The sequence below is a fragment of the Gammaproteobacteria bacterium genome (assembly GCA_028817225.1).
Lineage (GTDB): Bacteria > Pseudomonadota > Gammaproteobacteria > Poriferisulfidales > Oxydemutatoraceae > Oxydemutator.
The window spans coordinates 12,161-24,870 of sequence record JAPPQC010000010.1; the positions used below are offsets into that span (position 1 = coordinate 12,161).

A 12,710-nucleotide genomic window follows, 5' to 3' on the forward strand; every position below is an offset into this window, starting at 1 on the left:
GCCTGTTGCCGTCGCCGTCTTGCGCCGATTCTTCAGTCTGCCGGCGCCACAGGCGGCGGCGTGTGCGCCGCTGCGCGCGGCTGGCGCGATTGCTGCTGGCCGCGTTGTTTGTGTTGGCGCCGATGGCGTCTTACGCGCAAAGCCCGGTGACCCTTGAGATTACAGTGCCCGACTTCGGCTTCTTCCCGCCATCTGAGGGCAGCCCCGTCAACTTCACCGTGCGTTTTGACGAGAATGTTGCCACCACCGCTCCAGTGGAAGCGGATTGGGCCATTTCCTTTCCCGCCGCCTCGGAATCGGTGAATCCGGCTTCCGCCGCCGACTTCCCCTCCACCAACGGCACGGTCAGCATTCCCGCCGGAATGAAGTCGGTAACTCTTCCCATCACTTCCGTTGCCGACAATGTGAACGAGGCGACAGAGGAATTCATCGTTACCCTCGGCAATCCCCGCGGCGGCGGCGCAGGCGCCGCGCCGAGGCTGCACGCTACGCGCTTCTCGGCCAACAGCTTTATTGACCAGAGCGATCGTGCCCGAGTCGAATGGAATCGCATCGGGCCGGGCACGGTTACCGAGAAGAATTCCGCCAGGTTCAGGTTTCGGCTTGAACGCATCTTCCCCAGGGGCACAGGAATCAGCGGCGGGCCGATTTGCGTTTCATTCCAGACTTCGGTCGTTTCCCAGAGAACACCCCGGAACAACGCTGCCAGCGGCCCGGACATTGGCGGAATCACCGATTGCGACGGCAATCCCGTGAGTATTTCTAACGCAGACAGCAGGGCCGCCGGCGGTTTCCTGTTTCCGGCGGGGCGGCAAACCGCCGATTTGAGTATTCCCGTGCTCTTTGACGGTCTGGACGAGGTCGGGAATGAAGAATTGGTGGTGGAGATTACCGGCGTCACCAGGCGGGCCGGCACAGGCCTGGTATTTCCCCCCGGCAGGACGGCCAACCGCACCATTCGCGTGTTCATCGCCAATTTCAACAACGCTCACAACTTCGCCTTCACCACCCCGACCGCCGTCATCGGCGAAGGTGCGCCCGCCGCCATTTACACCGTTACCCGCACCGGCCCCGACATCAGCGACGGCTCCACGCTGACCATCACCTGGGCCTACGCCGCAGGCGACCCGGCCCCGGCTGCCAACGATTTCACGGGCGGCGCCGTTCCAGCCGGCGGCATGCTGGAATTCACCGGCTCGGACACCAGCAAGACCTTTTCAATCGCCGTTGCCGATGACAATTTGAACGAGCCTGACGAGCGGTTCACACTTATCCTCAGCGTTGCGGATTTGGAAGCCGCCAACGCCGCAGGCGGCGCCACCGTGCCCGGCGCACACACCGTTGCCATCAACGACGACGACCCGATTGCCGTCACAGTTGCCGCCGACACCGCTGTCAGCGAGGGCGATGACGCCGTGGTCAATGTGAATCTCGGCGCGATTCCGACCCGGGAGATTCGTATTGCATACAGCACCCAAATCACCGCCACCGCCGCCACCGATGATGTGGACGCCACGCTCAGCGGGGCGGGCGCGGATTTGGGAACCTTCACCGACTCCATCACCATCGCCGCCAACACCAACCCGCCGATTGGTTCGCTGACCATTCCGATTGTCAGCGACAATCTGAACGAAGCGGCGGAGACTTTCGTCGTCAATACACTGGCCGGCAGCATCACCGGCGCGTACAGCACGGCGACAGTGGCAAGCGGCGGCACGCAGACCTTCACGATTGCCGAAAGCGACCCGATGACATACAGCATCGTCCGCGCGGACGACAGCGGCGCGGTGAACGAGGGCCTTCGGGTTGATTTCATCGTCGCCCTGAGCGGCGCATCCAGCGGTTCGGCGGCGGACATTGAAGTGCCTTACAGCGTAACCGGCAGCGGCGCATACAATGTCGCCGCCGACGACCAGAGCGGCACGGCTGCCATCATGGCCGGCAGCACCGCCGCGATGATTACCCTCGCCCTGCCGCGCAGCGGCACGCTTGGCGACAGCGACCCCAACCAGACGCTGACCGTCACCCTCGGCGAAACACCGACTGTGGGCGCCGGCGGCGGCAGCGTTGCCCGCGCCGCCGGCGCCGGCCAGAGCGCGCAGGCGGAGGTGAATTTTGTGGATGTCTCGCATATTTTCAGGCTGGGAAGCCCGGCCACCGGCATTGACGAGACCGACGCCGACACCGACACCATTTACACGATGACCCGCGCCGGCCCGGACATCATGAGCGGCAATGACCTGCAAATTGCATGGGCGGTAACTGCGGGCACCGCCGTGGCCGCCGATTTCAGCGGTGGCGGTTTGCCGCGCGGCACGCTGACTTTCAGCGGCGGCAAAGACACAGACACCTTTGCCATCGGCATTGCGGGCGACAACCTGAACGAATCCAGCGAGACCTTCACCATCCTCTTCAATGTGCACCCGTCCGCCGCCGCCGCCGTTGTTACCGAAGGCGGCGTCCTTGTGCCGAGCACGCACACCGTTGCGATTGCCGACGACGACCCGATTGCCGTCCGCGTTACCGCCACCAGCGCCGTCAGCGAGGGCGGCGATGCGGTGGTTAATGTGAACCTCGGCGCGATTCCGGGCAGAGACATCCGGATAACCTGGGCCGGCCAGGTTACCGCCACCGCCGCCACCGGTGATGTGGACGCCGTTCTCTCCGGCGCGGGCGCGGATCTGGGAACCTTCACCGACTCCATCACCATCGCCGCCAACACCAACCCGCCGATTGGTTCGCTGGCTATTCCCATCGTCAGCGACAATCTGAATGAAGCGGCGGAGACTTTCGTTGTCAATACGCCGGCCAACAACATCACCGGCGCGCACGGCGCGGCTGCAGTGACAAGCGGCGGCGCGCAGACTTTCACGATTGCCGAGAGCGACCCGGTTACATACGGCATTGCCCGCGTTGGCGCCGGGCCGGTGGACGAAGCCGGGATGGTTGATTTCATCGTTGCCCTGAGCGGCGCTTCCTCCGGTTCGGTGGCGGACATTGAGGTGTCTTACAGCGTAACCGGCAGCGGCGATTACAATGTCGCCGCCGACGACCGAAGCGGCATGGTTGTCATCGCCGCCGGCACGACTGCCGCCGCCCTCACGCTTGCGCTGCCGCGCAGCGATTCGCTTGGCGACGACGCCCCCGACCAGACGCTGACTGTTGCCCTCGGCGAACCGCCGAGCGTGGGCGCAGGCGCCGGCAGCGTTACCCGCGCCGCCGACGCCGCCGACCATCGCGCGCAGGTGGCGGTGAATTTCGTGGACGCCGACCGCGCCTTCAGCGTCTCCGTGGACAACGCCGCCGCCGACGAAGGCGACACCGTGGTCTTCACCGTTGCCCTCGCCGGAAACGCGCCCGGCCCGGCGGCGACCGTGGACTGGGCCATCGGTGGCGCCGGCATCACCACCGCCGACTACACCGTCAGCGGCGCCGACACCGACGGCGCCCTGAGTTTCAACGCCACCGGCAGCCAGACCATCCGCGTCGCCATCAACGACGACGTCCTGAGCGAGGCCGCCGAAACATTGACCTTCACACTCAGCAACCCCGGCGGCGGCGGCGCCGGCATCACCGGCATCAGCCTTCCCGCCGCCGTTGCCGTAACCATCGGCGAGAGTGACCACCCGGTGACTTTGCAGATTACCGTGCCGCCTCGCGGCGTCTTTGGCTTCTTTGAGGGGGTGTCTAACAACAACAAATTCACGGTCAGTTTCCCCGAGAGAGTCGTTACCACCGCTCCGGTGGAAGTGGATTGGGCCTTTTCCTTTCCCCCTGTGACGACACAAGGTTCGGCGTCATCTGCCGATTTTTCCGCCACCAACGGCACGGCCAGCATTCCCGCCGGACAGCGCACGGTGGATATACCCCTCAACATCGTCAACGAAAATGTGAACGAGGCGGATGAATATTTCATCATTACCCTCAGCAACCCCCGTGGCGGCGGCGCAATTGCCGTGCCGGGTCTGCACGCCGGGTTGTTCTCGGTAACAGACTTCATTGGCGGCAACGATGGATCCCGCGTCCAATTCATTGAAAGCCAACAAAGCCAACGCGGCACGGTGGCCCGGAGGACGGTGAGCGAGGGCAGATATATTGAGTTTGAGGTTGAACACATTGTCCGTGGCGGATTACGGGGAATCAGCGACGGAGCGATTTGCGCCGGATTTGATGTGAGCGTCTTTTCGCAGCAAACGCCCGCCAACACCGACAGAAGCGGTCCGGATATCGCCGGCGTCACCGACTGCGACGGCGCGCCCGTCAGTATTTCGGACGCCCTCAGCCTGGCCTCCGGCGGCGTTCTGATTCCGGCGGGGCGGCAAACCGCCAGGTTCAGAATTCTCGCGCGCTTTGATGACCTGGACGAAGGCGGGAATGAAGAACTGGTTGTGGAGTTGACCGGCGCCACCCCGCGCGTGGGCGCGACCACGGTCAATCTCTACTCCAATCAACCCCGCCGTGAAGCCCGGGCGAACATCGCCAATGTCTCCGCTGATCACATCATCGCCTTTACCAACCCGGTCACCGGCATCGGCGAGGGCGCGTCCGCCACCTACACGGTGCAACGCACCGGCCCCGCCATCGCCGACGGCTCCACGCTGACCATTACCTGGGCTTACGCCGCAGGCAATCCGGCCCCGGCTGCCGCCGATTTCATCGGCGGCGCCGTTCCGCCCGGCGGCACGCTGGAATTCACCGGTTCGGAAACCGACAAGACTTTTTCAATCAGCGTTGCGGACGACAACCTGAACGAGGCTGACGAGCGCTTCACCCTCGCCCTCGGCATCGCCCCGGCCCACCGGGCCGCCGCCACCGCCGCCGGCGGCGCCATCGTGCCCCCCGATGCGCACGGCGTTACCATCACCGACAACGACCCGGTTACTTACAGCATCGCCCGCACGGACGGCGCCGAGCCGGTGAACGCGGGCGAGTCGGTTGATTTCATCGTTGCCCTGAGCGGCGCATCCAGCGGCTCGGCGGCGGACATTGAGGTGCCTTACAGCGTAACCGGCAGCGGCGATTACAATGTCGCCGCAGGCGACCGGAGCGGCGCCGTTGTCATCATGGCCGGCAGCACCACCGCCGCCCTCACGCTTGCCCTGCCGCGCAGCGGTTCGACCGGCGCCGGCGACCCCGAACAGACGCTGGCCGTTACCCTCGGCGAAACACCGACCGTGGGCGCCGGCGGCGGCAGCGTCACCCGCGCCGTTGCCGCCGCCGACTATCGCGTGCAGGTGCCGGTGAATACCCGGGTGGGCATGCCGGTGCGGATTCGCGTCTTCCTCGAAGGCGCCGTTATTCCCTGACCGGACGGCGGTTGTAGTCACCGGTATTGGCGTTGGCATTGCTGCCGGGGCAGGCGGCGGCCAATTCAGGAAAAACACGGGCGGGCGGGGCGTTCAGAAACCTTTGTCATGCTTTTCATTGGCCGTGTGATATGGTGTAGTATGCTGGCGTTGCGGTTACGAGGCACCCCGCTGGGCAGCCGCAGTTGAATATCAACGATGATTTACTGTCGGGAGGCAGAAAAATGGAAAAACAACCAATGAAACAACCCTCTATGGAGGGGGGCAGGTCTCTTCAGACCAGGCCCGGCATCTCCATTCCCCTGAGCAATGAAATCGCAGCCGTCTTTATCGGGCAGGGGCTGACGCATCCGGACACAAAGCTGGAAGCACGCGCCGAGGCCGAGGGGAAACTGGCGCAATTTGAGAACTTCAAGGTGGTTTATGCACAAAACACCGCCGATGAAATGAATGTCGTCGTGCCGTATTTTCCGGAACTGGAGTGCGAGATGGAAAAAATAACCGAGCAGCAACTGGATGAAATCGCCGGCGGTGAAGTCGTCATCTTTGTCGGTTCTGTAGGGATCTTTTTTGCGAAAATTGGCGTTATGCTGGGCGTTGGCTCCCTGACAGTTGGCGTAAGTGCTGCAGCGACAACAGGTTTAACAACTGTAACCACCGTCTTGGCGGGCGTGGCGGCTGTTGGCCTGATTGCCGGGAACGTCGCCCTTGGTGTGTCGGCTGTTGCCACCGGCGTCGGTGTGGGCATCGCCGCCGCAGTGGGCGCTTTTGACGGCGGCGGCAGCGGCGTCAGCGTCGGCCACGCCAGTTAAGGGCATTACGGGCATTTTGCCGGCGGCGGCAATGTCAATGCCGGCTTCGCCGGCAAGGGTTGCCACCCGCTAACCGCAAGCACGCCAAAACAACCCCGCCCAAAGGCCGCGCTCCCGCCGGAAGCGCGGCCTTTTTATTGCCTGCCGTTCGCCGGGCGCAGCGGGCTGGGAACGCCCGCACCGGCATTGGCGGGCAGAACCGCGAAAAACCAATGCGGGCGGGGCGTTCAGAAACCTTTGTCATGCTTTTCATTGGTCGGGCGATGTGGTGTAATATGATGGCGTTGCGGTTGCGAGGCCACCCCGCCGGGCAGCCGCAGTTGGATTAACGATAATTTGCTGCACAGGAGGCAGAGTGCACAGGAGGCAGAGAATGAACACACAATCAACGAACACCCCTCGTGGGGGGAGGGAGTCTCTTCAGACCAGGCCCGGCGTCTCCATCCCGCTGAGCAATGAAATTGCAGCCGTCATTATCGGGCAGGGGCTGACGCATCCGGACACAAAGCCGGAAGCACGCGCCGAGGCCGAGGGGAAACTGGCTCAATTTGACAAGTTCAAGGTGGTTTATAAACAAAACACCGCCGATGAAATGAATGTCGTCGTGCCGCACTTTCCGGAACTGGAGCGCGAGTTGGAAAAAATAACCGAGAAGCAACTGGAGGAAATCGCCGGTGGTGAAATCGCCATCTCGCTCGGAGCTGTGGGACTCTTTTTTGCGAAAATCGGTGCCATGCTGGGCGCCGGCTCCGTGACGTCGGTTTTTATGGTTGGCGCTACCACAGCAGGTATGGTAACCTATGGTACGGTAACCGGCGTCATGGCGGGCGTGGCGGCTGTTGGCCTGGTTGCCGGAACAATCACCGGTGTTGTCGCGGGTGCGGCCGCCGGCGTCGGCGTCGGCATCGCCGCCGCAGTGGGCGCTTTTGACAGCAGCAGCAGCACCGTCAACGTCGGCCACGCCAGTTAAGGCTGGCCCATACCAGTCGCAAGCCCGCCAAAACAACCCCGCCCAAAGGCCGCGCTCCCCGCCGGAAGCGCGGCCTTTTTATTGCCTGCCGTTCGCCGGGCGCAGCGGGCTGGGAACGCCCGCACCGGCATTGGCGGACAGAACCGCGAAAAACCAATGCGGGCGGGGGCGTTCAGAAACCTTTGTCATGCTTTTCATCGGGGGTGAGCTGTGGTGTAGTATGATGGCGTTGCGGTTGCGGGCCACCCCGCCCGGCAGCCGCAGTTGAAACAATGATAATTTACTGTGAAGGAGGCAGAAAATGGACACACAGTCGGCGAACAGCCCTCGTGGGGGGATGGTGAAGTCTCTCCAGACCAAACCCGGCGTCTCCATCCCGCTGAGCAATGAAATTGCAGCCGTCATTATCGGGCAGAGCCTGACGCATCCGGACACGACGCCGGAAGCACGCGCCGAGGCCGAGGAGAAACTGACGCAATTTGAAAATTTCAAGGTGGTTTATGCACAAAACACCGCCGATGAAATGAATGTCGTCGTGCCGTACTTTCCGGAACTGGAGTGCGAGTTGGAAAGAATAACCGAGAAGCAACTGGAGGAAATCGCCGGTGGTGAAATCCTGATATCGGTCGGGACTGTGGGACTCTTTTTTGCGAAAATCGGCGCCATGCTGGGCGTTGGAACCGGCTCAGTGTTTGTTGGCTTTGCAGCATTAGGGAGCAGCACTGGCGCCATGGCTACATTGACCGGCGTCATGGCGGGCGTGGCGGCTGTTGGCCTGGTTGCCGGAACAATCACCGGTGTTGTCGCGGGTGCGGCCGCCGGCGTCGGCGTCGGCATCGCCGCCGCAGTGGGCGCTTTTGACAGCAGCAGCAGCACCGTCAACGTCGGCCACGCCAGTTAAGGCTGGCCCATACCAGTCGCAAGCCCGCCAAAACAACCCCGCCCAAAGGCCGCGCTCCCGCCGGAAGCGCGGCCTTTTTTTATTCAAGTTTATACGGGCTTGCCGCCGGGTTCACTACTGTTGGCTGATGGCGATATACTTTGCTGGCAGGAGGAATCACCATGAATAAAGAAGACACTTTCCCATTTGCCTGACTCGGTGCTCCGGGCAAACACACAATGCGGGAAGGCGGGGTGCGTTATGCTTTGCCCTCGCCGTCAAGTTCATCGGCGGCCTGATAAATCATAATCAGGTTGCCGCATGTGTCGTCAAACACGGCGGTTATTACATCGCCGCATAACGCCGGGCCGGCGCGAAACGAGACGCCTTGCGCCTTCAATCTCGCGTATTCGGACTCGACATGATCCACCAAAAACGCGGTCAGCGGAATACCCTCGTCATAAAGCGCCCGCTTGTACGCCCGGGTCGCCGGATGCTCGCCGCTGGGCTCCAGTATCAACTCGGCACCGTGCGGTTCATCGGGCGACACCACGGTCACATACCGCGTATCGCCCATCGGGATATCGCGCTTTTTGACAAAGCCCAGCACATCCACATAAAACGCCAGCGCCTTGTCCAAATCGGAAACAGGGACGCTTTCCAGTTTGATTTTCATTGCTGTTGGTTCTCAGGTGTCAACTGCCGCTTATGGCTGCCGTGCGTCGCCCGTTCCAACTCCGCCAATACGCACCGCCCGCACCAACATCCGCTGGCGCACGCGCCCGTCGTCAAGTCTCTCTATTTTCAGGGGCAGGTAATGGTGTTCGGGGCTTAGCCACAGCACGCGGTCGGTTTTGCCGCGGCGGATTCTTTCGATGCGGATGGTGTGGAAGCGTCCGAGGGCGGTTTCGATGGTTTCGGTTCCGGCGCCGGCAAAGCGCCGGGTTTTGAGTTTGCCGTTGGACAGCAGGCGGTAGGTGCGGTCGAACGGCTCGGCGCGTGCGGCGGCGGCGTCTTCTATCAGTTGCAGTTGCAGCGTGTTTTCATCCATAAGGCCGTCTTCAAGCGGCAGTTCGTAAGTCTTGCCTTCTTTCTCGACCGCCGCGAGGCGCCGTTGCCAATCAAACAGCAGGTGTTGTGTTCTGGCGGGGCGGTTCTTGATGCGGTAGTCGTATTCCAGCGGGCGCAGGCGCGCGCCGTCGCGGCGGATGCGCGACCAGGTTGTCAGCGCCGGGCTGAGCAAACTGGTGATAACGCCTTGCGGCGTGGTGGCGTTGTGATACAGGATTTCGCCGTTTTCGGCGGAGACGGTGATGCGGATGTTGCCGACAATCATGTTCGGCAGGCCGACCGCGTATTGCGCGCTGAAACCGGTGTCGGCAAGGCCGCCGGCGTGCGCGGCGGCGGCGATGCACAGCAGAATGCCGGCCAGCGGCGCTCTCCACAACGCCGCCCGTGCCACCGGCGTTGTTTGTGCGCGGCGTGGCGCCGGTGATGTTGCCGGCGTCATTGCGCGGCGCGGTGTTTGCGGCACTGCCGATGTCATTCTTTCGGTGCGCGTTGTATTGTTTGCGGCATTGCCGGCGTCATTATTGTTTCAGTGCTGCGCGCAGCGCCTGCGGCATTGCCGGTGTTATTCCTTTTGCGCCTGCCGCACATCACTTTGGTACGCCTTCCATGCCGGGCGGCGGCACAGGCCCTCGCAGGTGCAGTGTTTGCATGCGCTTTTTTCCTCGCCCCATGCGGGCAGCGGGGCGCCGTTGATGAAGTCGCGGTGCATTGCCAGCAGGCGTTCGCGTGCGTTGTCGCGGCATTGATTGAGTGCGCCGCCCTTGCGTTCCAGGTGTTTCTTCTCGCGCCCCAGCCCCAGGTAAAGAACAGTGTGTGCGTCTTCTTCCAGCAGCGCGTAGTGCGACAGTTGAACATCCTCGCCCTTGTCAATCTCGCCCGGCCCCGGCAGTTTTCCGCTTTTGTAGTCCACCACCTGGCGGCCCGACGATGCGGCGGCCACCAGGTCGAGTTTGCCGCCGATGGCCGGGCCGCCGTCCAGCGTTTTCTGTTGTTCGTGCTCGGTTTCAAGCGCCGGCGACGGCTCCGCACCGAAGCGCCGGATCATCCAGCGCACATAGTATTCAACGGCGTCCAGCGCCTCGGCGTGCAGGTGGCGGTTGGCGCGGTTGGCGCCGGCGGCTTCGGCGAAGACGGCTTTTACGATGTCGCGCGCAAGGGTCAGCGCGTCTTCAAGGTGCGTGTTTGTCCACGGCTTGTTCAGCGGCCCCGGCAGGCCGGGCAGGTCGGTGTTCAGCGCTTGCAGGCAGCGGTGCAGTTGTGTGCCGTATTCCGCCGGTTTCCAGTAATCGCCGCTTTCGCGCCGCTCGCGGATTCGCAGGCCGTAGCGCACGAAGAAACGGTACGGGCATTCCATCAGCGTTTTGTGCGCCGACGCGCTGAGAGCCTTGGGCCACGCATCGGGCGGCGCCGCCGGCGCCGGCCTGGTTTGCAGTCGCACTTCAAGGCCGCAGTTGGGCGCGGCATTTGCGCCGTTCGCGCCGTTCGCGCCGTTCGCGGATGACGCCGTTTGCGGAAGACGCCGCGCGCGGTCTGCCAGCGCTTCATCGTCAAGACCGCCGCCGTAGGCGAGGCGGTGAAAGTCGTTGATGGCGCTCAGCCACGGCGACGGTTCAACGGCGCGGTCGCCGGCGTTTTGCTGGCAACTCAGCACGACGGCGCCGGTGCTTTCAAGCAGGCGCCGGAACAGGTGAAACTGAAACGCCTCGCGCATCTCGCGCGTTTCAAGGCCGAGTTCGCGGCGGATTTTCTCGTCCACAAGGCCGGGGCGTGGCGGCGCCGGCAGGTGCTGTTTGTCGAGCGAGACGACGGCCAGCGCGTCAAACCGCGCCAGACGGCTTTGGCGCAGGTTCATCAGCGCGACGCCGCTGTCCGGCGCCGGCGGGATGAAGTTGGCGCTTTCCAGGTTGTGCGAAAGCCAGTTGCGCCATGCGCGGAAGGGGCCGCGCGCGGTCTGCGCGGCGGCGGCGTCGCGGGTTTGTTCCAGTTCTTTCAGCAGGCGTTCGCCGGCGGCGTCGGCGCGGAATTTTTGCGTCATGCCGAGCGCGTCCATCGCCGCCGACAGGCGTTCGTCGTATTCGGCGAATGGGCGTTCGGCGTGTTCCGCGCCTTTGGCGCGGTCGCGGTCGCCGGGCGCGGCGAGTTCGCGCAGGCCGGCGGTGATGCCGGCGATGTGCCGCGCGAGCGCCGCGTCGTCTTCGCCGCCGCGTTGTTCGCGCAGGCGGCTGAGCCAGTCGCTGGTTGTTCGCGGCGGGCGCTCCCATTTGAACATTGCATCCTCAATGCGCCACGCCGCCGCGGGCGCGTGTTTGCAGACGGCGGCATAGTCGCACCACGGCGAGCGCATCAGCGCCAGTATTTCGCGCGCCGCGCAGTCGGCGTCCGCCGCTTGCAGCAGGCTGTGCAGCGCGCCGGCGCTGCTGGTGGTGGACAGTTCCCAGCCGGAGGCGTCGTAGAGCGACAGGCGGTGGCGTTCAAACACCGCGCGCAGGCGGCGCGTCAGCCGCCGGTCGAGGCTGACGATGCCGACGGTCTTGCCTTCGGCAAGCCATTGGCGCACCGCCAGATAAACGCCCCAGGCGTGTTCCTCCAGCGTGCGCGGCCTGAAGATGCGCAGCCGCCGCGTAAGCGGGCTTGCCGGAAAACGGCGCGAGGTTTCGCGTGCGCGTTCGGCCAGCGGCGTGTCATTTGTGCAGAAGATTTGGTCGAGCATGGCCGACAGGTTGCCGGCGTTGTTGCTGTCGCCATTGCCGTTATTGGCGCTGTCATCGTTGCCGCTGTTGCTGTTATTGCTGCTGGCGTTGCCGTTGTCACTGCTGCCGCTGTTCGCCGACGCCGGTGGTGTTTCGCCCGTCACATCCTTCAGCATGGCGACGGCGGGCGCGGGGTAGCGGGGGGTGGGCGATTGTTTGTTGTCCGGCCCGGCGGTCGGCTCGCCGTCCGCCACGGCGGCTGACAAGTCGGCGTTGACCAGCAGCGTCAGGCGGCCTTCTTCGTGCAGTTTGCGCGCCCACACGGTTTGGCACGGCGTCAGCCGGTCGTGGCCGCACAGGTAGGCGTGTTCGCCGTCGTCCAGCAGGCCGCCGCGCAGCAGTTCGCCGCGGTATGCGGCGCCGGCGTCGGTGAAGTCTCCGGCATCACTGTCATTGTCAAACAGTTCGCGCCAGGCGCGCCACAGCGTCAGCAGCATTTCCGTCTCGGCGCTCCAGACCTGGCGGTCAAGGCGCGCCAGATGGTCTTCAAGGAGTTTGCCGCCGGCCTTGCGCGCCTCGTCGAGTTCGCTGACTTCATCAAAGAAACGCAGCAACTCGCCGGCCAGTTGCCAGACGCTGCCCGGCGGAAACAGGCCGGGGTGTTCTTCCAGCGCGCCGGCCAGCAGCAGTTTCAGTTCGTGCGGTTTCGGCATCTTGCGCGCGTGCATGAACCGCTGCATAAACAATTGCCGCGGCGTCGAGATGACCGGCGCAATCAGCGCGTCGTGGCCGCGTTCGCGCGCGCCTTCCAGCAGGCGGTTTCGCAGTTCAACAAACTGCGGCTTGATGTGGTGCAGCGCCTCGGGCAGCAGAATGACGGCGGCGCCCAGGTCGGGCAGCCGCTCGTTGAAGTCGGCGAGAACCGCTTCGGCGCACGCCGCCGCCGCGTCGCGGCGGCACGGGACAACGAGACAGGGCAAG

General features: G+C 63.9%; 7 protein-coding genes. 4 read left to right on the forward strand and 3 right to left on the reverse strand.

Translation table 11 applies throughout. The features are described from left to right. Positions 1–62: 62 nt before the first annotated feature. From OXU50_00835 to OXU50_00850, 4 genes are all read left to right on the forward strand, one after another. Positions 63–5,306, forward strand: a complete 5,244-nt coding sequence (locus OXU50_00835) for a hypothetical protein (protein ID MDD9868436.1) — start codon at positions 63–65, stop codon at positions 5,304–5,306. Between the two features lie 224 nt (positions 5,307–5,530). Continuing rightward, the gene (locus tag OXU50_00840; GenBank protein ID MDD9868437.1) at positions 5,531–6,118 is read left to right on the forward strand and encodes a hypothetical protein; all 588 of its coding nucleotides are present in this window, start codon (positions 5,531–5,533) and stop codon (positions 6,116–6,118) included. Positions 6,119–6,491: 373 nt separating this feature from the next. Then, a complete protein-coding gene (locus OXU50_00845; GenBank protein MDD9868438.1) occupies positions 6,492–7,088 on the forward strand; it encodes a hypothetical protein in 597 nt (198 codons plus the stop codon). A 301-nt stretch (positions 7,089–7,389) separates the two neighbouring features. Continuing rightward, positions 7,390–7,989 (forward strand): hypothetical protein, encoded by a 600-nt coding sequence (locus tag OXU50_00850; GenBank protein ID MDD9868439.1) that lies wholly within the window; start codon positions 7,390–7,392, stop codon positions 7,987–7,989. Between the two features lie 238 nt (positions 7,990–8,227). On the opposite strand, the gene OXU50_00855 is transcribed toward OXU50_00850, so the two are convergent. The 3 genes from OXU50_00855 to OXU50_00865 all read right to left on the reverse strand — a co-directional run bounded on the left by OXU50_00855 (position 8,228) and on the right by OXU50_00865 (position 12,709). Next, positions 8,228–8,644, reverse strand: coding sequence for a VOC family protein (locus tag OXU50_00855; GenBank protein MDD9868440.1), 417 nt, complete (start codon positions 8,642–8,644; stop codon positions 8,228–8,230). Positions 8,645–8,674: 30 nt separating this feature from the next. Continuing rightward, positions 8,675–9,430, reverse strand: coding sequence for a DUF3108 domain-containing protein (locus OXU50_00860; GenBank protein MDD9868441.1), 756 nt, complete (start codon positions 9,428–9,430; stop codon positions 8,675–8,677). Positions 9,431–9,601: 171 nt separating this feature from the next. Then, positions 9,602–12,709: a PD-(D/E)XK nuclease family protein gene (locus tag OXU50_00865; protein MDD9868442.1), complete on the reverse strand. Its 3,108-nt coding sequence runs from the start codon at positions 12,707–12,709 to the stop codon at positions 9,602–9,604. Between the last annotated feature and the right edge of the window lies 1 nt (position 12,710).